At 43.0% G+C, this 26,300-nt stretch carries 20 protein-coding genes and 1 CRISPR repeat array; of the genes, 7 read left to right on the top strand and 13 right to left on the bottom strand.

Annotation, left to right across the window (positions count from 1 at the left end; translation table 11 throughout):
• Positions 1-7 precede the first annotated feature (7 nt).
• The 3 genes from KUA49_RS04220 to KUA49_RS04210 all read right to left on the bottom strand — a co-directional run bounded on the left by KUA49_RS04220 (position 8) and on the right by KUA49_RS04210 (position 3,470).
• Positions 8-1,195 (bottom strand): AGE family epimerase/isomerase, encoded by a 1,188-nt coding sequence (locus tag KUA49_RS04220; RefSeq protein WP_218412940.1) that lies wholly within the window; start codon positions 1,193-1,195, stop codon positions 8-10.
• A 36-nt stretch (positions 1,196-1,231) separates the two neighbouring features.
• On the bottom strand, positions 1,232-2,149 hold the full coding sequence (locus tag KUA49_RS04215) for a dihydrodipicolinate synthase family protein (protein WP_218412941.1): 918 nt from the start codon (positions 2,147-2,149) through the stop codon (positions 1,232-1,234).
• 88 nt (positions 2,150-2,237) lie between these two features.
• Positions 2,238-3,470 carry an MFS transporter gene (locus KUA49_RS04210; RefSeq protein WP_218412942.1) on the bottom strand — a complete coding sequence of 411 codons (1,233 nt, stop codon included), beginning with the start codon at positions 3,468-3,470 and terminating at the stop codon, positions 2,238-2,240.
• A 404-nt stretch (positions 3,471-3,874) separates the two neighbouring features.
• Here KUA49_RS04210 and KUA49_RS04205 point away from each other — a divergent pair, with 404 nt between their 5' ends.
• From KUA49_RS04205 to KUA49_RS04190, 4 genes are all read left to right on the top strand, one after another.
• On the top strand, positions 3,875-5,074 hold the full coding sequence (locus tag KUA49_RS04205) for an ROK family transcriptional regulator (RefSeq protein WP_218412943.1): 1,200 nt from the start codon (positions 3,875-3,877) through the stop codon (positions 5,072-5,074).
• Positions 5,075-5,142: 68 nt separating this feature from the next.
• On the top strand, positions 5,143-5,934 hold the full coding sequence (gene nagB / locus KUA49_RS04200) for a glucosamine-6-phosphate deaminase (RefSeq protein WP_203039691.1): 792 nt from the start codon (positions 5,143-5,145) through the stop codon (positions 5,932-5,934).
• A gap of 86 nt (positions 5,935-6,020) precedes the next feature.
• Entirely contained in the window at positions 6,021-8,012 is a 1,992-nt protein-coding gene (locus KUA49_RS04195) for a glucosamine-6-phosphate deaminase (RefSeq protein WP_218412944.1), read from the top strand.
• Positions 8,013-8,250: 238 nt separating this feature from the next.
• Positions 8,251-9,435, top strand: a complete 1,185-nt coding sequence (locus KUA49_RS04190; RefSeq protein WP_218412945.1) for a dicarboxylate/amino acid:cation symporter — start codon at positions 8,251-8,253, stop codon at positions 9,433-9,435.
• 60 nt (positions 9,436-9,495) lie between these two features.
• Here KUA49_RS04190 and KUA49_RS04185 read toward each other — a convergent pair whose 3' ends face one another.
• Positions 9,496-10,635, bottom strand: a complete 1,140-nt coding sequence (locus tag KUA49_RS04185) for a DUF418 domain-containing protein (RefSeq protein WP_218412946.1) — start codon at positions 10,633-10,635, stop codon at positions 9,496-9,498.
• Between the two features lie 254 nt (positions 10,636-10,889).
• Positions 10,890-11,501, bottom strand: coding sequence for an HAD family hydrolase (locus KUA49_RS04180; protein WP_256624861.1), 612 nt, complete (start codon positions 11,499-11,501; stop codon positions 10,890-10,892).
• 212 nt (positions 11,502-11,713) lie between these two features.
• Between KUA49_RS04180 and KUA49_RS04175 the strand changes: the two genes are divergently transcribed.
• The 3 genes from KUA49_RS04175 (at position 11,714) to KUA49_RS04165 (ending at position 15,969) form a co-directional block, all read left to right on the top strand.
• The gene (locus KUA49_RS04175; protein WP_218412947.1) at positions 11,714-12,160 is read left to right on the top strand and encodes a DUF6078 family protein; all 447 of its coding nucleotides are present in this window, start codon (positions 11,714-11,716) and stop codon (positions 12,158-12,160) included.
• A gap of 234 nt (positions 12,161-12,394) precedes the next feature.
• A complete protein-coding gene (locus tag KUA49_RS04170) occupies positions 12,395-13,969 on the top strand; it encodes a VapE domain-containing protein (RefSeq protein ID WP_256624862.1) in 1,575 nt (524 codons plus the stop codon).
• 296 nt (positions 13,970-14,265) lie between these two features.
• Positions 14,266-15,969: an ISL3 family transposase gene (locus tag KUA49_RS04165; protein ID WP_318331673.1), complete on the top strand. Its 1,704-nt coding sequence runs from the start codon at positions 14,266-14,268 to the stop codon at positions 15,967-15,969.
• A 273-nt stretch (positions 15,970-16,242) separates the two neighbouring features.
• On the opposite strand, the gene KUA49_RS04160 is transcribed toward KUA49_RS04165, so the two are convergent.
• From KUA49_RS04160 to KUA49_RS04130, 8 genes are all read right to left on the bottom strand, one after another.
• A complete protein-coding gene (locus KUA49_RS04160) occupies positions 16,243-16,491 on the bottom strand; it encodes a DUF3791 domain-containing protein (protein ID WP_218413262.1) in 249 nt (82 codons plus the stop codon).
• A gap of 854 nt (positions 16,492-17,345) precedes the next feature.
• A CRISPR array of direct repeats spans positions 17,346-18,624; the repeat unit is 36 nt; unit sequence ATCTACAATAGTAGAAATTATTGAAGCTTACTAGCC.
• Between the two features lie 198 nt (positions 18,625-18,822).
• Positions 18,823-19,092, bottom strand: a complete 270-nt coding sequence (gene cas2, locus KUA49_RS04155; RefSeq protein ID WP_218413263.1) for a CRISPR-associated endonuclease Cas2 — start codon at positions 19,090-19,092, stop codon at positions 18,823-18,825.
• Positions 19,093-19,359, bottom strand: coding sequence for a CRISPR-associated endonuclease Cas1 (locus KUA49_RS17620; protein WP_412178597.1), 267 nt, complete (start codon positions 19,357-19,359; stop codon positions 19,093-19,095).
• A 21-nt stretch (positions 19,360-19,380) separates the two neighbouring features.
• Entirely contained in the window at positions 19,381-19,707 is a 327-nt protein-coding gene (cas4, locus tag KUA49_RS04150) for a type V CRISPR-associated protein Cas4 (RefSeq protein WP_218413265.1), read from the bottom strand.
• Positions 19,700-23,515 carry a type V CRISPR-associated protein Cas12a/Cpf1 gene (cas12a, locus tag KUA49_RS04145; protein WP_218413266.1) on the bottom strand — a complete coding sequence of 1,272 codons (3,816 nt, stop codon included), beginning with the start codon at positions 23,513-23,515 and terminating at the stop codon, positions 19,700-19,702. The genes cas4 and cas12a overlap by 8 nt, the downstream gene beginning before the upstream one ends.
• A gap of 85 nt (positions 23,516-23,600) precedes the next feature.
• Complete coding sequence (locus KUA49_RS04140) at positions 23,601-23,780, bottom strand: hypothetical protein (RefSeq protein ID WP_218413267.1); 180 nt, start codon at positions 23,778-23,780, stop codon at positions 23,601-23,603.
• A gap of 11 nt (positions 23,781-23,791) precedes the next feature.
• Positions 23,792-25,198, bottom strand: coding sequence for an ATP-binding protein (locus KUA49_RS04135; RefSeq protein WP_218413268.1), 1,407 nt, complete (start codon positions 25,196-25,198; stop codon positions 23,792-23,794).
• Positions 25,199-25,201: 3 nt separating this feature from the next.
• Complete coding sequence (locus tag KUA49_RS04130; protein ID WP_256624901.1) at positions 25,202-26,194, bottom strand: helix-turn-helix domain-containing protein; 993 nt, start codon at positions 26,192-26,194, stop codon at positions 25,202-25,204.
• Positions 26,195-26,300 lie beyond the last annotated feature (106 nt).

Genomic DNA, 26,300 nt, shown 5'->3' with positions numbered 1-26,300 from the left:
TGTTCGTTTATACTTCCTTGTTCAAAATCTCCTGGCACAAAGAGTATGCCTTGATCATCATTCTCGGAATGTGGAACGGACCCTTGAAGAGATTACCCTTGGCAGGCTGTGCCACGGTACCGTCTCTGTGAAGATAACCATACCACTCGCCGAACTCTGCATCCGGGAAGTGGGCATAGGTCCATTCGCTGATGCGCTGATGCTTGTAGATGTACTCATCATCACCCGTAGCCAGGTAAGCATAGAGAGAAGCGATGATGGTTTCACACTGTGGCCACCAGAACTTCATATCCTGTGAATAATCCTGCGCAGGAAGATTCCTGCAGTCTCTGAAGTTAATGATGCCGCCATACTGCTTGTCCCATCCCCAGTCCCATGACCAGTCGAAGATCTGCAGCGCCATATCGGTTATCTCCTTGTCCCAGCCTCTGAGCTTAGCCTCTTCCATGATAAACCAAGAAGTCTCGATGCAATGACCAGGATTGATGGTGCGACCCATACAGGTATCCACAAACTCACCGTTCATTCCTACGGTCTCCAGGAGACACTTGAACTCTGGGTGGATGAAGTACTTCTTCAACATAGCAATCGACTCATCAATCTGCTCGGTGAGCTTAGGGTCGCTGATAACCTTGCGGATGCAGGAACCCACATTGATGAGAATCATGATGATGCTGTGGCTCTGCAACTGCACTGATTCTTCAAACTTTGGAGGCAGGATACCTGGAGTAGTGAGAAAACGCTGGGTGTCCTTAAAGATCTGCAAGGCACGCTCGGCATACTTCTGGTCGCCGGTAGCCAAAGCATACTCCGACATCGCAATGGCTGCGAAAGTCTCAGAGAACACGTAGCGGCGCATGCGCAATGGCTTGCCCTCGGCTGTGACAGAGAAGTACATTCTTCCGTTCTTGGCGAAACAATGGTTCTCGATGAAGTCGAGGGTGCTCTTCGCAGCCTCCAGCCACATCGGATTCTTCTCTACATTATTATATGCATAGGCACATACAAAGGCAAATCGTCCCTGGAACCACACAGACTTGGTGGAGTCTATCAGACTTCCGTCTCTATTCAAACAGGTATAGACACCGCCGTTCACCTTGTCCCAACCATGCTCCATCCAGAAAGGCATGATGTTCTCTGTGAGATCTGTCTTGTAGGATTCAGCCCACTGCTTGATATATTCCTTGATATTCATTCTTATCAATTTACTGGAGATTACTGTTATTGAATTTTAAAATTGGTTGCAACGCTCGAAGAAGTGGATAGCTTCCAACTCTTTCTTCATAGCCTGCTCTTCCTCATCGGTCATGTTGCGGAATGGAGTTCGGTTAGGACCCAGGTCGAAGCCCAACAGTTTCATGATGCGCTTGCCGCCCACGATGTTGCCACGGTAGTGACAGATCACGTTGATAACCTCCTGGGCGAAGTTCTGCTTCTCGCGTGCTGTCTCGATATCGCCGTTCTTCCAAGCCTCGATGATACCTACCAACTCCTTACCGTTATAGTTGGTTGTACCACCGATACCACCCTGTGCACCGCCCTGAGCCAGGCTAGGAAGGATGGTCTCATCCTGACCGTGGAGCATATCGTACTTACCGTTCTTGTAGAGACGGCACTGGTTGTACTCATACAAGCTCTCGAAGGTATATTTGATACCAGCGAAGTTAGGAATGCGTCCATCTACAGCCTTCAACAGATCGAGCATTGGCAGGTAAGCACCGTTGAATGCAGGAATATGATAGTAGTAGAAAGGAAGCTCAGGAGCCGCAGAAGCAATCTCCTCGCAATACTTCACCAGTTCCTCGATTCGACCGATGTGCGGGAATGGAGGAGCCATTGAACCGATACCCCAAACACCCAACTTCTGTGCATGCTCTGCCAAACGACGACTCTCACGGAGGCAGCAGCTGCCCACATGAACGATAATCTTGAAGTCCTTAGGAGCCACTGCAACCCATCGCTCAGCAAGGAGCATTCTCTCCTCAGTGGTCAACATATAGCCCTCGCCTGAGGAACCATTGATAAACACGCCCTTCAGACCGTTTTTCTGAAGCATCTTGGCATAAGCCTCGATAGGTTCCAAGTTCACATCACCGTTGGCATAAAAAGGAGTGAACGGTGCATCAATGAGTCCAATGATTTTTTCCATAATCAAAAATATTTTTTACGTTAATTATATGATTCTTAATTCTTTATCTTATTCCAGATTATCTTATTTAAGAAAATCTGTCTTTATCTTATTCCAGATTATCTGTCTTTGGCTTCAGGCAGACCAACTGGAGAGTCAGTGCAGCTATCACCACGATGCCGAGTACGGCGAAGGCAAAGCCCAGGTTGCCGCCATCAGAGCACTTACCCATCACCTGGGTAACCATGGCTCCGGCAAATACGCCCACCATGTTCATGATACCGTATGCGGTGGCTCTGTACTTTGCCGAGATAATCTGGCAGAGGATTGGCATATTGTTGGCATCAAACATACCGTAACCGATACCGAAGAGCAAGCCTGCACCTACGATGGCTACCAGACTGTGACCGAAGCCGAGGAGGAAGAGCGCAGGAATGGTCATTCCCAAACCAATGGCACTGGTATAGACACGGCCACGGATGTTCTTCTGTACCCACTTGTCAGAAAGCACACCTCCGAAGAGTACACCAATCAATGAAGATACGGCAATGGTGATGGTTGACATCGGACCCGCCTGCGACATTGGGATGCCCAAATTCTCAGCAAACAAGGTAGGGAGCCAGTTCTTGGTTGCCCAACCCGGGAGAGAAGGTACTGCAAAATAGAAAAGAATAACCCAGAAAGCCCACGTAGAAAGCACTACCGACAAGCCTTGGAAGAGTCCGCCCTTCGCAGGTTTCACCTGCTGCGCCGCCACACTCACGGTCTCCTTTTCCTTATCATGCAAGAGGAGGAGCAATACTACGGAATAAGCGATTCCGAGGATACCGAACCAGTGGAAAGTGGTATGCCAAGAGAAGGCTGCAGCCACTGTGGCACCGAATCCGCCGATGGCCTGACCCACATACAAACCGGTCATGTGGACGCCGATGGCGAGAGAGCGGGATTTGCCTTCATGCCAATCGGCAATGAGCGAGAGAGCAGAAGGGATGTAGAGTGCCTCACTGATACCCATCAAAGCTCTGAGCATGTAGAGCTGGTTGAAACTGGAAGCATAACCCATGAGGTAAGTAACCAGCGACCAGACGAAGAGACTGCCCACCACCAATTTCTTTCGGCTGATTCTATCAGCCACGATACCAGCGAACGGGCTCACGATTCCATACACCCAAAGGAAGACAGCCATCAAAGCTCCGAAGGCCTCAGCCTGCTGCAATTCCACGATGTCAACCTTCATTTCTGCCTGCATGGTTGAAAGCATCTGGCGATCCATATAGTTGAGAAGTGCAACCACCCACAGGAGCGCAACAACCAACCAAGGGTAAAACTTTCTATTTCTCATTGTTGTTGTTATTGTTAGTTTGCTATATAATTATTGTTAGTTAGAAATTCTGCTGCAAATATACGACTATTTTTAATATCAACCAAATTTTAAAGAAACTATTTTCATTATTATAATTAAATAAATTAGTTTATTTATTTATTATGACAGTTTCACCCCTTATACCTTATTATATATTATATAGAGCACCTCGATACATCATTTATAGCACAAAGAAAGCCGCTTTTGGGGCTAAGGGTATCCCAGCTATCGCTTTCCAGGGTACATTCGGGGGAAATCAGAGCAAAAAATGTTTAAATTGGCACTTTCTTTAAAATATTTAGATTAATTAACTAGCAAATATTAATAAAATGGATTTATTTATTTAACTTTGCACCGTTAAATCATTCATTAAGGCAACGCTTATGTTAAAGAACATCATCAACCAAACAAAATGGTCGGCCTCTATGACTGCTATCCTAAACCAGTTTATAGAATATGGCGGGCAGACCATAGCCGAACTCTCAAAAAGCCTAGGCGTTAGCGTGCCATACACCACAAAGACTCTAAACGAGCTGATTGACATCGGCCTGGTACAGGTAACAGGAAAGAAAGACAACTATTCGAAAAGAGCACCCAAGATATACGACCTGATTGCTACTTCGGGCTACTTCCTTGGAATCGACACGGGAAAGGATAATCTAACCTTCGGCATCTGCGATTTTTGCGGCAACATGGTGACAGAACCACAGAAGATAGACTTCATCTACGAGGACAGCATGGAATGCTTCGAGCAATTCATCAGTCTCACCAACGAGTTTATCGAAAAATCGGGCATCACCAAGGAACAGATTAAGAATACCTGCCTGAGCATCGGCGGACGTGTGAATCCTAACACAGGCTGCGCCTATAATTACTTCACCTGCGTGCAGAAGCCACTGGCAGAAATCCTGTCGGAAAAACTGGGATTATCCGTATGCATCGACAATGACACCCGATGTATGACCTACGGCGAAAGCCTCAGAGGCGTGAGCAAGGGCGTGAAGAACGTTATCTTTGTCAACATCAGCTGGGGTATCGGCATCGGCATCATCATCGACGGCAGACTCTATCTGGGAGAATCGGGCTTCTCGGGAGAAATCGGACACATGCACATCTATAATAATGGCATCATCTGCCATTGCGGAAAAACAGGATGCATGGAAACCGAAGCTTCCGGTTCAGCCCTGCTGAGAAAGATGAACCAGCTGCTCAAGAACGGAGAAACATCGGTACTCACCGAAAAAGTGATGAAGCAGCACCAGCCGCTCACCCTGCAGGACATTCTCGATGCCATCGGGAAAGAAGACGTGCTCAGCATCGAAGCCTTGCAGAAAATGGCTGTGGAACTGGGAACCAATCTTGCAGGAATCATCAATATCTTCAACCCTAAGATGCTCGTCATCGGTGGAGACCTCTCGGTGACCGGAGACTATCTCACCCAACCTATCTGCATGGGTATCAAGAAGTACTCCCTGAATCTGGTGAGCGAAGACTCACAGATTGTGACATCACAGCTGAAAGGTCAGGCTGGGCTGATAGGAGCCTGCCTCATGGCAAGAAGCAGGATGCTGCAAGGGAACTGATTTTCAGTAAAGAAAAAGAAATAGAATATAAACTTTTCAACTATTTATTAATAAAAACATAAACAACTATGCGTGTAATCATCGAAAAGAATTACGAGGAGTTGGCCCGCTGGGCAGCTCGTCACGTTGTGGAGACCATCAAAGCCTTCCAACCAACAGCAGAAAAACCATTCGTTTTGGGTTTGCCAACAGGTTCATCACCAGTAGGCATGTATGCAGAAATCGTTAAGGCTGTAAAGGCTGGCGAGATTTCGTTCAAGCATGTACTCACCTTCAATATGGACGAGTATGTAGGCTTGCCAGAGTCTCACCCTGAGAGCTACCATTCTTTCATGGCTCACAACCTCTTCGACCACATCGACTGCCCTAAGGAGAACATCCATATCCTCAACGGAAACGCAGAGGATCTCGAGGCAGAGTGCGCTCACTATGAGCAGATGATTGAGGAAGCAGGCGGCATCGACCTCTTCATCGGCGGTATCGGTCCTGACGGCCACATCGCTTTCAACGAGCCTTTCTCTTCTCTCACATCACGTACACGAGTTAAGACTCTGACCACAGATACCCGTATCGCCAACTCACGCTTCTTCGGCGGCGACATGAACGCTGTGCCTGCCACTGCTCTCACAGTGGGCGTAGGTACCGTTATGGCAGCCAGAGAGGTAATGATTCTCTGCAACGGCCACAACAAGGCTCGTGCACTCCAGGCAGCTATCGAGGGTCCTGTTACACAGGCTTGGACTATCAGTGCGCTTCAGACTCACCAGCACGGCATCATCGTTTGCGATGAGAGCGCTACCGACGAGTTGAAGGTCAGCACCTACAAGTACTTCAAGGACATCGAGAAGGACAACCTGTAAATGGTAACATTTATAAGGACAACTTGTAAAAAATAGAATTACAGAATTATAAGGAACACCCCTACAACCTTTAAAAAACCAGAATAATGAGACTCAATCTAAGTTCACAGATTGTACTCAACAAGGTTCCTTTGGCTTACTACAAGCCAAAGACTACCGTTGAGTATTCAGAAATCTCCAGAATGGAGAAAATTCACACCGACATCTTCGCCTCTTCCATGGAGGGTGCAGCTCACGTAGCTGACCAGATAGAGAAGGAAATCAAGGCAGCCCAGCATGAGGGTAAGTATTATGTAATGGCATTGGGCACAGGTCTTTCGCTCACACCTATCTACAAAGAATTGCAGAAAAGATGCGAGGCTAAGCAGCTCAGTTTCAGAAACGTGGTTGCTTTCAACGCCTACGAGTACTATCCTATTGCCAAGGAAAGCTCGCTGAAGAGCATCAACCAGCTGAAGGAGCGCTTCCTCGACCATATTGACATCGACCCACAGAATATCTTCACGCTCGACGGCAGCGTGGCTCAAGACGCAGTGCAGGATACATGCCGCCTCTACGAGCAGCGCATCAAGACTTTCGGCGGTCTCGACGTGGCTCTGCTGGGCATCGGAAGAATGGGTAACATCGCTGCCAACGAACCTGGTTCCGGCATCCAGTCGATAACCCGTCTCATCCTCATCGGCAACACATCCCGCGAGGAGATGGAGAACAGTTTCGGCACCAAGGAGCAGATTCCTCCTTGCTCGCTCACCATGGGTATCGCTACCCTGCTCTCTGCCAAGAAAGTATATCTCACGGCTTGGGGCGACGAAAAGGCTGACATCATGCAGAAGGTAGTGGAAGGAAACATCACTGACACATTGCCAGCAAGCTTCCTCCAGACTCATCCTAATGCACACGTCATCCTCGACCTGAGCGCTGCTTCTCACCTCACCCGCATCAAGCATCCATGGCTCGTAACCAACTGCGAGTGGACCGACAAGCAGGTGCGTTCTGCATTGGTATGGCTCTGCCAGAAGTTGCACAAGCCTATCCTGAAGTTGACCAACAAGGATTACAACGAGAACGGCTTGAGCGAACTTCTGGCTCTCTACGGCTCTGCATACAATGCCAACATCAAGATCTTCAACGACTTGCAGCACACCATCACAGGCTGGCCTGGTGGCAAGCCAAACGCTGACGACACCTATCGCCCTGAGCGTGCGAAGCCATTCCCTAAGAAGGTGATTGTCTTCTCTCCTCACCCAGACGATGATGTAATCTCAATGGGTGGTACTATCCGCCGATTGGTTCAGCAACAGCACGAGGTTCACGTGGCTTACGAGACATCGGGTAACATCGCAGTAGGCGACGAGGAGGTGACAAGATTCATGCACTTCATCAACGGCTTCAACCAGATCTTCGCTGATTCTAAGGACAGCGTTATCTCTAAGAAGTACAAGGAGATTAAGGAATTCTTCGCCAACAAGAAGGAGGGCGACTTCGACACCCGCGACATCCTGACCATCAAGGGCTTGATTCGTCGTGGCGAGGCTCGCACAGCATGTACCTACAACCAGATTCCTCTGAACCGTGTTCACTTCCTCGACTTGCCATTCTATGAGAGCGGTAAGATTGAGAAGTTACCGATGACAGAGAAGGATGTTGAGATTGTTAGAGCTTTGTTGCAGGAGGTGAAGCCTCATCAGATTTATGTAGCTGGCGACTTAGCAGACCCACACGGCACCCACAAGAAGTGTACCGACGCTGTTCTCGCAGCCATCGACGAGGAGAAGAAGGCTGGTGCAGAGTGGCTGAAGGACTGCCGCATCTGGATGTATCGTGGTGCATGGGCAGAATGGGAGATTGAGAACATCGAGATGTGTGTTCCATTGAGCCCAGAGGAGTTAAGAGCAAAGCGTAACTCTATCCTGAAGCATCAGTCACAGATGGAGAGTGCTCCATTCCTGGGCAACGATGAGCGTTTGTTCTGGCAGCGTGCCGAGGACCGCAACCGTGGCACCGCCCAGCTCTATGATGAGTTAGGCCTGGCTTGCTACGAGGCTATGGAGGCTTTCGTGGAGTATGTTCCGCTATAAGCTTTTATAGGCATACGAAATGATTTATAGTTGACAAACATTCAAGGAATTTAATCCTCTAACTTTTATATCAACTATTCATTTAAGCATTTAAATGTACGAGAAAAATTGGTATTTGTGCCCTCTTGCTGTGAAGCAAGGGGGCATTTTTTGCTTATCATCATCTAAAAAACAATGAAAGCCTTGGATTTTAGTAAGAAAAAGCGTACCTTTGCAATCAAAAAGCAACGCTACGAATATGAAAAGAATCAAAATGCCACTTTTGGCAAAAGTCAAAACACCACTTTTGGCAAGAATCATCATTGCCATCATCTTGGGTGTAGTTTTCGGCAATTTCTTCAATGAAGCGGCCGTCAGAGCATTCCTCACCTTCAATGGTATCTTCAGCCAATTCCTGGGCTTTATGATACCGCTCATCATCATCGGTCTCGTTACACCAGCCATTGCCGACATCGGTCATGGCGCCGGGAAACTCCTCCTTGCCACCGTGGGCATCGCCTTTGCCGACACCATCCTGGCAGGTCTGCTAGCCTATGGCACAGGATCGGCGCTCTTCCCTCACATGATTGCCAACTCTGCCCATGTGGCAGTAGATAAGGCAGAAGAACTCAAACCCTTCTTCGAAATCAAGATACCTGCCATGGTAGACGTGATGAGTGCACTCGTCTTCTCGTTCATTGCCGGACTGGGCATTGCCCACAAAGGCAGCCGCACCATGCAGAACATCTTTCAGGAATTCAAGGAAATCGTTTCCGGTGTCATCGCCAAAGTCATCATCCCTCTCCTGCCCCTTTACATCTTCGGCATCTTCCTGGGCATGACTTTCTCGGGCGAAGCATACCATATTCTGCTTGTCTTCGCACAGATTATCCTCGTGATTCTCGTGCTCCATATCGTAATATTACTTTACGAATATCTATTGGCTGGAGGCTTAACCCATAAGAATCCGTTCAAGCTGTTGCTCAACATGTTGCCAGCCTACTTCACGGCACTGGGCACCTCATCGTCTGCAGCCACCATTCCGGTTACACTGAAGCAGACCTTGAAAAACGGCGTTACCGATGGCATTGCCGGCTTCACCATTCCACTCTGTGCCACCATCCACCTCTCGGGTTCAATGATGAAGATTACCTGCTGTGCACTCACCATCTGCCTCATCAATGGCTTGCCGTGCAATCTGCCTCTCTTCCTCAACTTCATCTTCGTGCTCGCCATCTGCATGGTAGCAGCTCCGGGAGTTCCAGGAGGAGCTGTGATGGCAGCACTCGGTCCGCTAGCCTCAGTATTGGGTTTCAATGCTGATATGCAGGCGCTTATGATAGCCCTCTATATTGCGATGGACAGTTTCGGCACCGCCTGCAATGTAACGGGCGATGGTGCCATCGCCGTTGTCGTTGATAAGATATTCAGGAAGGATCAATAAGAGAAAAAGGTGTGTCATGGAGTTATGACACACCTTTTTCTCTTATGTAAACTTGAATCTCTAGAACTTAATCCAGGTCAGCTTCTTCCATATTCCCTCAAAAGGACCATGGGAATGATACTTGAGCCAGATATTTGAAAACAGACATTGCACCACTACCATTGCAATTCCTACCAGAAAGGCATAGGTAATGCCGAGCTTTGTCTGGAGATTGAAACCATAATAGGCAAACAGTCCGCAACCGATGATAGACTGGAGGAAATAGTTGGTCAGACTCATCTTACCAAACTGACGCAGGAACGACAATCCCTTTCTGAACCATTCCTTACCATACCACAACAGTACGAAGCCTGAAACTACGAACGAGAGGATAAAGAAATTGTAGATAGGATAAAGCCAATTGTTCCATGTTTCCATGTGGCGCACATCTGCGATGCCACCCACAATCAATACCAGGAGGGAAACCACAAGCACCTTCTTCCACAAAGCCAGGTTGTTGTTCTCATTGTAGAACCAACGCTTTCTGCCCACCAGCATTCCGAGAATGAAGAGGCAGATGGTCTGCGTATGTCTTCCCTTCATCATGCACCAGTAATAGGTAGCCACCTGTCCGTATCGCAGGTTACCATAGGCATTCTCCAGGAAGGAGCCATGCTGATGACCATTATACATGTTTCCATACACCTCTCTCAACGCCGATGCATCCACCTGCCATCCCGAAATGAGGGAGTAGATTTCTACCGGTTGGATAAAGAGGAAGGCAACCACCCACCAGAGCCATTTGGTAGGAAGATAGCTCAATGGGATGAGAACCAGTCCATAGATGGCATAGGAGAAAAGGATGTCGCCATCGAAGAAGGCGGTGTTCACGATACCGAGCATCGCCAGAAGGAACATTCGCCAGGCAAATCTTCCGGAAAAACAATTTCCCCGCTGCTGCTGGTTATCGTTCATGATGAAGAAACTCAATCCGAAGAGCAGGGCAAAGATGCCATACATCTTTCCCGACAGCAGCAAAGCCAGCACATCTGCCATCCAATCATCACACCCCAGCGTATAAGCATGCTCTATGCTTCCATCGTACATATTAAAATGCTCCACGGAATGATAGAGAATAATACCTGCCACTGCCAATCCTCGCAAGGCATCAGCCACATCAATACGGCTGTTTTTCAATCCTAATGTCTTGTAAAAATTCATTTCGATATTGTATGTTAGTTATTATGAGTTGGCAAAGGTATAACATTTTATTGGAAAAAGAGAATAAATCAGCCTTTTCCTTAGTTATTCGTCAGAAAAAGTGTGGGAATTTGTTGATTATTCGTTAGAAAAAGTGTGGACTTCTACAGATATTCGTCAGAAAAAGTGTGGAGTTATTGCGATTATTCATCAGAAAAAATGCAAATTAACACAAAATTATTTAACGAATAAAAACTTCGATTCTGACATTTCCGTCAGAATCGAAGTGCAAGCCAGTCATCGAACTTCACGTTTTGGAAGGTATGGATGCCCAGTTTCTCGGCAGCTTCGCAGTTTTCCTTCAGGTCATCGATGAAGAGGGTTTCGTCGGGATGGATGTTCGCCAGCCTGATTACCTCCTCATAGATGCGGGCATTAGGCTTAGCCAGATGCATTCGCTGAGAGAGGAAGCACTGCTCGAAATAATCCTCTACCCCATGGTTCTGATAAGGAAAGAGATGCTCCACACAATAATCCCAATGAATATCAATGGTATTGCTCAGGAGGAAGAGGCGATAGCCAGCCTTCTTCAACTGCAAGAGTCGCTCCTTCTTCTCATCAGGAATCTCCACCAGCATCTTGTTGGCAGCAGCGATGATTTCTTCATTCGTCACATCAGCTCCTGTCAACTTACGGGCTGCATCGCAGAACGCTTCGGTGGTCATCATTCCCACACCCAGCTTGCTCATCAGCTTCATCCCCTCACTCTGAGGATTTGAATCAACCAACTCCCCCATTCCTATCGCCTTGAAAGCCCCGATGCATCCTTCCGGATTGAGCTTCACCAAGACATTACCTAAATCGAATATAATATTCTTGTATTGCATAATCTAAATATTTATATATTAACAGAACTTTCTTCTGCCTAGGGCAAAAGTACGGAAAAAAAATCATTTAAGCAAATAAAATGAGAAAAAGCTTGCATTCAGACCCATTTTTTTGTATCTTTGCAACCAGCAAGAAAAGTTCTTGCCGATTCCACCTAGAAGCTCAAGACTCCTGTGAAACCACAACTCAAACTTAAAAACAAGATGAGCCTATGACTCAAGCAGATTTAGTAAGACTCTATTTCGCCAACGGCGAAAGTCACAGCACATGGACCTATTGCTTCAACCAGCAATGTCCCCTAGCCCAGCAATGCGCACGCTATCTATCCGTAACCTATAAAGATCCGGAGCACACCATCGGCTACGCCGTCTATCCCGACGCTTATCACGACGATAAGTGCGAACACTTCCTGCAACTACGACTGATGAAAATGGCATACGGTTTTGAGAAACTTCTTGACGAACTGAAGCGCAAAGACGGAGGCAGTTTCAGAACCCACATGACTTCCTACTTCGGAAGCAACACTTCATATTACAGATATAAGTTAGGACAGACGGGCCTCTTGCCAGAACAGCAGCAGTATGTTCTTAACTGGTGCAAGGCACGTGGATACACCAACCTGAAATTCGATAAGTATACGGAAGAGGTTAACTACTAAGCACCCGCGTACATGAGGATTCGTGCCCATGAACATGAGCACTCATGCCCGAGAACACGGGTACTAATAACCGACTACCTCGGTCATAAGTGCCCAAAGCCTCGGGCAAAGTTGGGCAACGCCTCGGGTAACATTCCTCGATGCCTGGAAGCACCGTTCAGAACGTCATTTACAGCTTAACATATACGTCATAAGCTATTCTAAATATCGTTATATCATATAATTAGCTTGAACATGAAGTTTACCATCACTAGAATCAACAGGCAGAACCAACTGATGGTCAGCCAGAAAAGCATCGACCGTTTTTGGGAACGCATCGCCAGAAACTGCCAACTATCAGCAGCCGCACCCAAGCGAGTGGATGACCTGAAGGCATTCCAGGACAACGAGTTTCTTTACAGTAAGGCCGTCCAGGAGACGCAGGCAGAAATGACAGAAGCCAACATGAAGTGGGCTAATGAGAACGACCAGTTTTTCGCCTTCCTTTCAGCCGTTGCTGCCAAGCTCTGCCGCATGGGCATAAGCGAAGAGGAGGCATTCATCCATATCCGAAGAAACAACTGGAATGATGCCACCGAGGAAGAGTTCCGTCAGATTGTGAGCAGCGCCTACGCCACCCATTCCAAGGATAGGAAAACCGAGAAAGCCTCATCGGGAAGAAAAGGCAGAGCCGATATTCTGCAGATGAAGAATTTTCTGCAAAGCAGATACCAGTTTCGCTATAATGCCGTGATGAAATACACGGAATATCGCCCCAACAACTCGTGGGTGGGAGATTTCAACCCCGTGGATGGCCGCATGCTGAAAAGCATGACCATCGACACCCAGCTTGCCGACATCCACATAACCATCAACGATGTCAAGAACTTTCTAGGCTCCAGTCATATCAAGAGTTACAATCCGATAGAGACTTTTCTTTACGACTGCGTAGGAAAATGGGACGGCAAGGATCGCATCCGTGCCCTCGCCCGCACCGTTCCTACCCAAAATCCGCATTGGGAAGACTGGTTCTACACCTGGTTTCTGGGCATGGTAGATCAGTGGCGAGGTTCCTATCGCCGCCAATACGGCAACAGCACGATGCCGCTGCTCATTTCCAAGCAGGGCTACAACAAGAGCACCTTCTGCCGCCGTCTGATACCGGGCGAACTATCGTGGGGTTTCACCGACAACATGCTTCTTTCGGAGAAGCGCCAGGTGTTACAGGGCATGGTACAGTTTCTGCTCATCAACCTGGATGAGTTCAATCAGATTTCGCCCCAGATACAACAGGGTTTTCTGAAGAATCTGCTGCAACTGCCCACGGTGAAGATCAAGCCGCCGTACGGAAGTCATGTAGAGGAGTTCCCCCGCCTAGCCTCCTTCATAGCCACGAGCAACATGACGGATATTCTAGCCGACCCATCCGGCAACCGCCGTTTTCTGGGTGTGGAGCTGACGGGTCCTATCGATGTGAGCGGCAGATTGAACTATGAGCAGCTTTATGCGCAGGCGATGCAAGCCCTGGAGCAGGGAGAAAAATCCTATTTCAATGCCCAGGAAACTGCCATCATCATGCAATACAACAGGCAATTTGAGCAGATTTCGCCAATAAAACAATGTTTTCTGGAGGTTTTTGAGCCAACAAATGACCCAGAAAAGGGAGAATACATGATGGCAGCCGCCATTTTCGACATTTTGAAGCAGAAATTCGGCTCCTCCCTGCAGGTTTCGAGTCTGCAGAGATTGGGCAGAGAGCTTCAGAATATCGAGGGACTGGAGAATCGAAGGACGAGATTTGGAACTGAGTATCTGGTAGTTAGAAAATAGTTTTCTTTTATAGAAAGCGTAAAGACGATTGGCAAGGCGTGGTAATAGTGGTAACAGGTGATAATAAAAATCCGCTTATTACCACGCCTTATCATCCTTATTATCAGATGGTTAAATTGTGCGTGGTAATAGTGGTAATAAAAAAGAGGAAATTATTTATGGTTCTTCTCAAATTTTAGTACAAAGCCCCAATTTTTATATGAAGGAGCAATATTTTTGAGAAAGTTTAATATAAAAAATTAGCGATTGTCTCCAAAAATATGTAAGTTTAAAGTGATCATAAAATATGACTTACAATGGATACAATCGCTAACAGATGCAAAATTATAAAAAAGATAAGGAACAACCAAATAAAATCCGATATAAATGCTTCTATGGCCGGAGAAAAACTTCTTATGGACATTTTTCCTGCCATAGATGGCTTTTTTATCACAAGTTGTGACTTCTCTTCCACGGAACTCAAAATGGTTCTCGTGAGTACGGCTACCCATGCCTTCTGCGACCGTTGTGGCCAGAAAACCACTCATACCCGTGGCTGGCAAAAGAGAACGGTCACGATGTGTCCTTTAGGGTGTAAACGGTTTGTTCTCACCCTTTACATGCGCCGTTTTTACTGCCAGTCTGATAAACATATATTTGTAGAGCAACAGACGAAGTGGCTAAACAAATATGCAAGATTCAGTGTAAGATGCATAGAGTTGATGAACCAGCTTCATATACATATGTCATCTGTGTCGACCTCCAAGGTCATGAGAAAGATGGGAATCACCTGCTGTCCAAATACTTGCATAAATCATTTGAAAAAGATCCAAAGACTTCCAGACAGGACTGCCAGGAATATAGGCATAGATGACTTTGCCAAGAGAAAGGGACATACCTATGGCAGTGTTATCGTAGACCATGACACAGGCGAGATTTTGGAACTGATAGACTCTAGAGATTCTTCGATTGTGGCAAATGTCTTGAAACAATACAAGAAAGTCGATACTATCACTCGTGATAGGGGACGATGCTTCATTAAGGCTATCAAGCAAGGAGCCCCATCAGCACATGCTATCACAGACAAATTCCATGTCATTGAAGACTTGACGAGCGCAGTCTTTCCAAAGATTCTGCAGGAGTTTTTGCATAAGAGAATGGAGTTGCTGACTCAAGGTCTAGTTGGTCCCATTAAGCCACAAATAAGTAGAGGTTGGCTTTATACCAGCATATATGCAGTCTTGGAATCGATGTGCAAGGATACAAGAAGAATCAAGAAAATGGCTGAATGGAACACTTTCATGGATCTTTATGCAAGGCAAGGACTGACTTTGAGTGAAATCCATGACAAAACAGGGTTTGATGGATTTAAGATGGGAAAGCTAAGGAACACCAAATATGAGGACTTGCTCAACCCAACGCAACTAAGGGCTTACAAAGCCATAGAATCTATTACAAACAGGATTCTCTGTAAAAAGTCATTGGATTACTCTGTGGTTACCAAGGGGTTACATTCTACAGAGAAGAAAGAAATACTGAAAAGACTTCTTTTTCTACTGAGAGAAAAATGGAAGGAAGACTGGAAGGCATACGATGATGCCTACAAGGCATTTCTTGCAAAGGCAACTATCAGGAGCGAAGAGTATGACCTTTGGAATTCAATAGTTCACTTCAACTGGAAAACCAAGACTGATACAGTCAGATTGTTTCTGCAGGACTTGCATATTACCGATTTAGCCTATTATATAACAACATTTCAAGGCATTTTGAGCGGAGAGGTCAAAATGAACTTGTACAAATGGATTAACATGGTCATAGGATGTGGTAATGAGAAAATGGAAAAGTTTGCCAAAGGACTGATTAAGGACTATTCCGCCATCAATAATTCTATTGCTAGCAAATTGAACAATGGAATCCTTGAAGGTTCGGTCAACAAGATAAAGACCGCAAAGCGAATTATGGGTGGAAGAGCATCGATTTCTCTTTTGCAGATAAAGGTCTCCTCAAACTTAGATACATAAATGTACCAAAATTTGAGAAGAACCTTATTTATAGTAGTTACCACGCTACAAGGCTATGGCGTCTTTTGTCTTATGATCAGAGTCATAGAATATCTGTAATGCCCTGTCGGTTGATATATGCAGCGTGTCGGCTAACTGCTTTATGACACGAGCGATTTTGTTCCATAATAAAAAATCCAACATAATTATATCCTTTCGTATGATTTGAATTGCAAATACTTATCTACTATCTCTTGGCTTAATATGAACCTTGATATAATATTTGCTTTTCCATTATTCTTTTCTTTCCCAATTTTTAAGAGCTTCGACCACATCATTTGCCACAGCGTCCCGACTCTCGTTATGTAGAGTGTCATAGCAATCTTGAATGAGACTCTTGATTAGCCCCACCTTATCCAATCGCTTTCTCATTTCAGACGGCGATATACCCATTTTTTGTGCCGAAGCCTCGATAGCCAACACCGTAAAGGCGAGGCGTTCGAACTCTGGAGCACTTTTCTGTAATAGTTCTCTATCTTCCATTCTTTGCAAAATATTGTATTTAAATGCAAATTTAAAGATTTTCTCTGATATTCCACTCAATTTCGGAGTTAAATAAAGAAAAATAGACTGATTTTGCCAATTTCTTTGCTAAACATTCCTGAATCTCACTCAATTTCTGCACTTTTTGCGAAGCAGATTGGAGGCTCTGCGTTTTCCCCTCTAAGGTACCATGTTGAGTGGTCTGTCGGAAATTCCGACAAACCACTTTTTTCTTACAAGGTCTATTATCAGACACAGCAAACAACAACGAAGAATCGAACAAGCCCGAACATGAAATTAAGGTAGAAATCGTTAGCATTGAAGTAGTAGGCGAAGATACTTGACGATAGCGCCGTACCGATACCATACTATCACTGCAAACGATACCAAGATTTAAGTTTCGCTTGTTGAATCCACATCATCTACTCTTGTAATTCGGAGTGGTTATTCGGAATTTCCGAACAACCACTCCGGTACAAAATATAATAGCCATACTCTACATCAAACTCCAAACCTAATTGATTGGCCGATTCCTTGATGTTTTTAAAGGTTGGAATCAATTCACTATACCTTGATAGTATAGTATGAAAGACAAAGGCTGCGATAAAGCAAATTGAGCAAAAAGACTATGCTAAGTTTTTTTGCCGGCGACAGCAGAAGGATTGTGAAGGTGGTGTGAGAATGAACTTCTTATGATTATTGAAATATAAGGAATCCGCCCAGCAAGAAATTATTCTGATTTCTTGTCGGGCGTCTCCCTTGTATTCGAATTATTTTTTCATCCTTACACCATATTTTCGCATAACTTTACATCTCCAAGCAACAAACATACTTAATCGCACCTTTATGGAATTATCTACAACAGTAGAAATTATGAAAACTTACTAATATTAATCCTCATCCTATGTGGGTGCGTGGATTATCTACAATAGTAGAAATTATTGAAGCTTACTAGCCCATATCACACATCAACCCCCTTCGCCCCCGATCTACAATAGTAGAAATTATTGAAGCTTACTAGCCCGTGTAACCATTGACCGGTACCCGAGTGTTATCTACAATAGTAGAAATTATTGAAGCTTACTAGCCGCTGTTGGCTGGGAACTCTACAGGGTCACATCTACAATAGTAGAAATTATTGAAGCTTACTAGCCGTGTAGACTTTCTTTTCCAAGTCGCTGAATCTACAATAGTAGAAATTATTGAAGCTTACTAGCCTATATCTCTGTCAATGCTCCCTGCTCGTTCTATCTACAATAGTAGAAATTATTGAAGCTTACTAGCCCCTTTAAAGCCTGATTCTTTTTGAGCAATATCTACAATAGTAGAAATTATTGAAGCTTACTAGCCTCTTCTTGTTTTTGCTCTGTAGTAATCTCATCTACAATAGTAGAAATTATTGAAGCTTACTAGCCGTGATGCGTAACAAGCAATGGACGTTTCCGATATCTACAATAGTAGAAATTATTGAAGCTTACTAGCCTTAATAAGGTGTTGGGCGAAATTGGTTGGATCTACAATAGTAGAAATTATTGAAGCTTACTAGCCTAAAGAGAACCTACTTCGTTTCGTACCAATCTACAATAGTAGAAATTATTGAAGCTTACTAGCCGATAACGGAGCAGAAGTAGAAATCTATATATCTACAATAGTAGAAATTATTGAAGCTTACTAGCCATTTGATCGTATTCCAGTCACGATATTAAATCTACAATAGTAGAAATTATTGAAGCTTACTAGCCATCAAAACCATTGGCAGAACATACACCAATCTACAATAGTAGAAATTATTGAAGCTTACTAGCCTGCAAAATATCTAAATTCTGCTTTCTCACATCTACAATAGTAGAAATTATTGAAGCTTACTAGCCATCAAATCTGCTTTAAATGGTTCAACAAATCTACAATAGTAGAAATTATTGAAGCTTACTAGCCACGGCAACAGGTGGAAGTTTTGGCTCTTTTATCTACAATAGTAGAAATTATTGAAGCTTACTAGCCCTATTAGTTTCATAACTGCCCGTACCATCATATCTACAATAGTAGAAATTATTGAAGCTTACTAGCCCTAAAACTCCAACTTCTTACGTGCCTTAAATCTACAATAGTAGAAATTATTGAAGCTTACTAGCCCCTTATCGACTGCAAAGATACAAAAAATCCTTGAAGCAAAGGCTTTTTTGCTTGAATATTTTGGAGATTTTATCCACCCCTCCCATTAAGGTTTAATCAAATATTTCAAAGAACGACCTGTAAATAAGCAACTTATATACTTTATCACAAAAATATAAAGACCAAGGTTTGCAATATCAAAAACAGATTTTTGCACAATCAAAAATAGACTATAGCCTGATCTCTATGAATAGCATTACCATACTTAGTAAGCTTATCAGAATCTACACCAAAGAGAATTACACTATCATCAGCTGTAAAATGTTTGGCATAAGCCTCTATCTTTGCAACAAGATTATCCATAATTCTCTTTGTGTTTCTTACTTCATATACAGAAAACTGAAGACGGATAGCCCCATTGCTTTTGAGCATTTTAGAGAAGTTGGTACGCATCTTGTCATCTGAAATATCATAACTAACTATTATCATTTAAAACTCAAATATTGGATATTCTTTTACTGACTTACATCCCATGAAACAACGATAATACTGCTGAACGAACTTGAATATGTCCATCTTACGAGCAATCAACTCGTCATAAAATACCCTATAATAGTCAGCACACTTCTCATACTTCAAATGATACTCCTGCTTTATCAAAGTAAAGTCTTTTTCAGAGAACTGCTTTCTATTAAACGCCAACAATACAGCATGGTCTATGATGCATCTGAAAGGTTCCATCAAGTCACATACCAATGATTTGCGCTTGAACCATAATCATTGTCCCCAAAGTTGATAAATCTGACCACGAAAGATGCGTTTGAGATTGTTCTTACGTTCTATCAACAAACGCTTGTCCTGTTTATAGACATCAATCTTGCCAGATATGCCTAACTCATCGCAATAGACTGGGAGCGACATAATATCACTCTTTCGAGTACTCCCTTTTTTTTCATCCACGCCTTGGTGCGCCAGAGTACCTTTGGTCTGTGGAGCGGCTTTATATAAATCTCCATCCGACTCCATATACACGCTATGCAAGTATATGGAGTACGGACAGAAAATAAAGTCATTCAACGTTGAAAGCTGAATATAATCATTCATTCTTATATGGCTTTTGTTGTGCAAAATTGAGCCAAGACTTGTTGGAAATATCAAACTTCAAGTTATCCAAATCCTTAGCATCTTTTATCTGCTCAATCATCATCAGTCCCTTGCGGGCGATGTTATAAGCACCATTAGCATCCGCATTCTCAGGAAGTTCATCACCACAAGAACGGCTATCGTAGAATATTCCGTTCTCATCGGCAACTGGAGAAAGGATATAATCTTCGTCAGTACCAGCCTTACTATTACGCAATTGTAGCAGCAATTTCATAAACTGCATCAAAGGTTCGAGATACTTTTGGCTTTTACCTTCCAAATTACAGATTGCATCTTTTAGATTCTCATGAATATCAATGCCAGCTTCTCCAAGTATTTTTTTGAATTCATCGGTAAGCGCTACTACCTCTGAATCCCAATTATATTGTTTTGCTGGATTTTTAAATGAACGCAAACGCATACCATAAGTACAGAGTGTCCACCTGGTACGAGTACCATGAGCCTTCTGAGTGAAGTTATCGTAATCAAATTCAAACTCAAACCAGTCTTTTTCCTCGTTATAACGAATTGCATCAAATTTACTAAAGAATTCATGTGCCTCAACTGCATTCGAATATTTCGTATTAAAGAGATTGACAAAACCTGTTGCAGGATCTATTTTACTAGTATTCCATGCTGGAATATAGAAAAGACACCCATTCTGATGCTCACTTTTTTTGAAATTTTTAAATTCAGAAGTAAGCTGAAGTGCATGCAATAATCCTCCTACTTCATTGATATCTTTATGCTTGTCAACATAAAAATTCAACTTGTCAATCAGCATTTTTTCGAATTGATCGTATACGTTACGCTCGATTTTTTGTCTTCCTCTAATAAAACCAGGATTCAAATCTTCAAGTACAACAATTGCATTGTATTCTACCATCATTTTACTAATGACATGCACTACTTGACTCAAATAACCTCGTTTAAGATCTTTGATATTCGCAATCTTCTTCCAATTATGGCGAGCATCTTTACGTTCTCCCTCTCGTTCTGTCAGCAAGCCTTTATAATCAGTTCCCTTTACATTATGATCGTTCTTGAGAATATTGAGAGATTTCTGCATGACAATATTTCCCTTCAGATCTATTAAAGACAGATAAAGTAAATTACGTTCACCACGATCTATGCCGATAATATGCTTTATACCTCCATTACTAATTATTTCACGAACTTCAGAATTTACATCAAATTTATTTGGTTGTGAATAATTCAAATTCATAGACAACTTAAAAAGGTACTTATCTACCGTAAAACGTTTATTCTTCACTATCTCATAGCCAAAAATACTCTTTTTCTTGTCATTAAGCTTGTTCTTATTAGCAACAAACTCATTAGCTTTATGTCTTGCCGTTGTTTCTGCCAAACCTTTAGTCTGGTGACGAAAGAATACCATTCCACTTCCAATATCAAAAACACTCTGTGTCATCCCCAAAAGAGCTTTGAGATACATTGTATGAAGATTCTCTGTTCCTCGACCTTTTCTTAACCCTTTAGAAGCTGTTGCTGCATAAGAAAGATCCTTGTTACTCATCTTAAAAAGGAACAAAGGTTTATTCTCTCTCTTGTTAGCTTCTTCTATTGCTGCAGTGACAATAGGGAAATAGCCGAATGACTTGGACGGTAAATTCATTATTTCATCAATCAATTCGTCAATACCCAATTCTGTTTGAGTAGCTAACTCTATTGCCGCAGGTACACGAATCGAAGAAGCCAATGTCGCAAGAATATGCTGCTTCATACCCTTGTAAGCATCTACAACCTTATCATCATTCATCAAAATTTGATAAAATCCTGCATAATCCAGTTTTAGGCGCTTGAGATATTTTGGCACATTCTCTTTATCTTTAGGAACCACTTCCTTTTCAAATTGGAACTTAGCTGCAGCATTTTTAAATGCAGAAAGCAAATCCATCGAATCCTGTCCATAATCTCCAGCATAACTATTTCCGAGTAAAGTTTTTGATTTCAGTTGATAGTAATCTAATCTCTCGTACATGCCATCATCATAACTGATGGCAGCATCACGACGAAACAGTTTTGTATCAGCAGAAATACCCAAATAGAAATCGTATTCACCAATCTCATTCTTCTTTCTGAAGATATACCCACCATATTGAGTACCATTATCGGATTTAGTTCTGCTGTCAACCCATCCAGATAACAACTTGCCATTATTCTCAAAACATAGCTTTATCTTCTCAGGGTTATATATCTTACGAGAGAGCCAATTGCGTACCTTATCATAAAGCGGTGTAATGATGTCGAGTTCATCCCATACTTTACGAAGTTTTGCATCAAACTCATTGTCTTTATCAGCTTCATCACCATGACCTAATAAAGGCTTGATAAAGCGTTGTAACCCCTTATAGGCTTCGAGCAACTTTTGGACAAGCTCAACATCTGAGTCTGACTGGGCTATTTCGCCATGTTCCCCAAAGAAAAGATGTGATATAGCACAATAAGCACCATCAATACTCTTAAAGAAATCATCTTTTTCTTTTACTTCTTCACGACAATAAGCTCCCAACTGCTTATAATATTCATTAATAGTAAAATGCCCTTTCGCATCGACTAATCGATTAAGATAAGCAATAGAAAAACTACTCACTTTTTTATACAATTTATCTATACGTTCATCATACAAATCAGGAGTTTCTCTTTGCTTCTTTGTTGCAGGATAATCCCTTTGTAGTTGGTCTTTGATTGCCAAAGTATAAGTATCATAACATCCAAATATTTTCTGTGAAATGGAAGTCAATCCGGAATCATTTGCAATGTAAATATGTTCAAGATCATAATGCTCTATATTGAGCAATAAGTTGCGAAGACTTTCATCATTATCACCTACTAAAACTTCTCTCAAAGATTCGTAAGCAGCTTTGATGGCAGTCAACATGTCGTTATCGCTTTTAAAACATTCCGGTAACCATGACGGGGCAATTCTATCACTCAAGATCATTTTATATAATGGTTTGAGCAATGGAACACGAACTGTTTTGTGCTGTTGCTTATAAAGATTTACAGCTTTATTGACTGCCCCTACAATATAGTTATAGTTGTCTATCTTTTTCTGAGTCAATGTATTATTAAAAAAGTCAATCTGAAAAAACTCAGTCAGACGCTTTCCTTCAAGAGTATCAGTAAATTCTGTCTCTATACTAGAAAAGTACTCATTTACTCCTGTCCCAGAAATTGCATTAAAGGATGCTATATTATCAAGAAACATCGGCAAATTCTCATGAATAAGTCGATAAGCTATCGTACCGGATTTGGCATCTCCTGAATATAAATTTTTACGATTGTCATTAAACGCATCAAAGTAAGTGGTAAATTTGCTAAATTTGTTCACCACACTCTTCTCTTCCTCACTTACAAAAGCTGGAAGATACTCCTTAATAAGATTTTTCTTGAATAAATTAGTAAATAAAGAATTCTTTCTGAATGCTTCAGTTATCTGATTACGCATTTTGGTCTTGATATTGTCAAAATCCTCAGCATCTCTATTAGAGTTTTCTGCCAATGACACATATTTCTCTAAATCATCTTTTTTGATTTTAACACAGTTAAGACACTTATCGATAAAATCCTTATGATAACGATCTATAATATCCTTTACTATTTTGTAATCTTCGGCACGCTGATCATCCTGCTCAATAAGCTTTTTAGCTTCAATGAGCTCTTGCGTCTTACCCACTGGCTTTAATTCTACCCCAATAGTCTTAGTTAAAGAATACAAGCCTGTTAGTTCTTTAATTTCTTTCATATAATTCTCTTTTAAAATGTTCACTAACTAATTACTACTACGAAAAAACAAAATTGAATTTCCGATTTTCCGGTAGGAGTTATTATTATGTACCTCCCATTTTCTCCAGCAAGTTCATCCTTGCATTATCAGCAATCTCTTTCGCCTCCTGATAGCACCCATCAATTTCTTCATAGGTGTATGCATTTCGAGCCTCAGCGATGCTTTCGGTTGCAACCTCTTCGAACATATCGAAGACAATTTGTTCATTATTATTTTGCTTCATATCTAACACTATTAAGAATTCGTATTTCCATGTTCGAGTATCACCCAAACACCAGCATTCACTCTTCCTTCATGTCTAATTATTCCCGCTTTTTGTAATACAGATAAGTCACGTTCTATGGTACGTTGCGTTACCGACATTGTTTCCGACATTTCCTTACCCGTAACAAAGGGATTTTCCTTAATCATAGAAATGATATTTAACTGGCGCTCAGATAGTTCGCTTTCCGACATGTTTCCGACATTTGTTTCCGACATGTCTCCGACATTTACACCGACATTCCCATCACGCTCTGCGATAACTTCGTCTATCGTCTTACGCTGAACAATCGCCATCACACCACCTCCATTTTCTTCTATCGTTGGCAATGGTAAGCTGGCACGTTCAAACTCCTCGGCAATCTTCTTGAAACCACGTCCCCATGACTCCACAAAGCCTGCTTTGTAAAAAACATTAGCAATATTGTGATTACGAGGATAAGAAGAATGCTTCTGCATTAAGGCTGCAGGAGTCAACTCTTTCGGCAACAAACCGTAGTTCCACAATTCTATACTGCGATCGTAGATGCGCATTTGGATGGCAGGACCATTATAAGCCTTATGCGAAATGGCATTGTATATCAACTCTCGTAATGCTTTATCAGGAATCTCCAGCTGCTCTATGCGCTGCAATCCCTCGTAGTGAATAGGCGAAAGCAGATACTTGGTTCGGAGTACTTCCATCACTCGACTTGCCATTTGAATCAGGTTGCCTTCTATCACATCTTGAATAATCAAATCACTCTCATCTGTATGAAAACGTCCAATCTTGAATACCGCAGATGGAAAGAACTGACCAACATGCTTTCCGAAAAGCAAAATGGCAGCATTCTTCAATTCACCTTCCCTGGTAAACAAGCCAAGATTACGCAATACATCCTCTGTGGACGAATTGCCCTCTGATTCATCCATACGACCTGCCTTGATGCTACATTGCAAGAAATAGTCAATCGCATTGCGGTCAATATCATCAAGAGTTGCACCATAAACAGGAATATCGTCCCATGAATGCCCCATCTTCTCCATAATGAATTGCTGCAAAGCAAGCCCTTTGAGTTCTTGCTTGGTAGAACCACTACGATAATGATACGTACCTTTATAGGCTATCGGCATATTACTTGGTGAGACCACAATCTCTATGTACTCTTTATCACCTTCCATAAGAAGGTTTACATCTTCTACGATGCCCAGATAATTAACTATCTTGTTAGGAATATCTTCCAACAACCGTTTGGCATCAGATAAACCGATTACTTCTTTCCGGTCGTTTACACCGATATAAATACGTCCACCTTGCGCATTGGCGAAACCACATATCCATTTCAGATATTCATCACGCCATGATTCCTTATATTCTATATTTTGACTTTCATTCTGCATATTTTATTCCTCCATACTTTTGATGATTGAGTTGACTCTCTTCTCCCTTCCCAATGTCTCAGGAAATGCATAGTGGCCATTACCTATTTCACGAGGATTAGGCTCTATATGCTCGGCATACCATGCACGTTTATACTCGGTGGTGATAATGCCGTAATCTCTGGCGGCAATGATGGAAGCGGCGAGAGAGGCACCATATAGCTCCTTGATGTCTATCATCTCTTCCAGCGTTATCAACTCTCGTTTCCTGGAACCCAACTCTTCAATAAGCGCCAATTTGGGAAGAAGGAAGAAACTGGCAAAGAGATCACAGCGCTTCTCCAGTTTCAACGGACTGTCTTCCGGGAAGAGGAGAAGCAGATGGGCTAACTCATGAACTGCCGTGAAACGAAGTTTCTCTACGCTACTCTTTTCTGGATTAAAATCGAGAATCATCAGCGGATGCTTCTTATCTGCCCAGGTACTCATTCCGAAAACATAATCCGGGAGAGTAGCAGCAAGTATCATGATGCCTTTTCTTTCCAAGAGTCTCAGAATGCTGGCGATGGGACCATCACCGCAATGCCACTTTTCACGAAGAAGACTGGATGCCTGGATGGCATCTTCCTGCGTTGATATCCTGGTTTCTTTTATCGGATTCTTGAACTGGGTAGGAAAACCCGCTTCTTTCTCCTTGGCAAGATACTGCTCCGCCCAAAAAGAGAGTTTTGCTTCAAGGGCTTGCAACTCGTCTTCGGATAACTTACCATTGGAGGTGGTGCGGAGCATCGGAACATCTATCTTGATATTGGTACCATCGAAATATGCCTCGCTGATATTGAGGGCTTTGGCTATGGCTTGCAGGGCATCACGCTTGGGGCGCATGATGCCTTTTTCATAACGGGATATGCTCTGCTTGGTGATGGCTCCATGGGTTCGCTCTACGAGTTTATCCATACTGAGTCCCATCATCTGTCGCGCTTCCCGCAATCTTATTGAAAATGAGTCATTAGTCATAATTGTCAGCTCTTTAATTTGTTGACAAATATAATAAGAATGTCTGATATTGTCACTAAACTACAGATAGATTTAACATAAAAAAGCACTTGAATATAGGAAGAAC

This window comes from Segatella copri (genome assembly GCF_019249655.2).
Classification (GTDB): Bacteria; Bacteroidota; Bacteroidia; order Bacteroidales; family Bacteroidaceae; genus Prevotella.
Note: the sequence above shows the minus strand (reverse complement) of the source record. Positions and strands in the feature narration are given on the sequence as shown.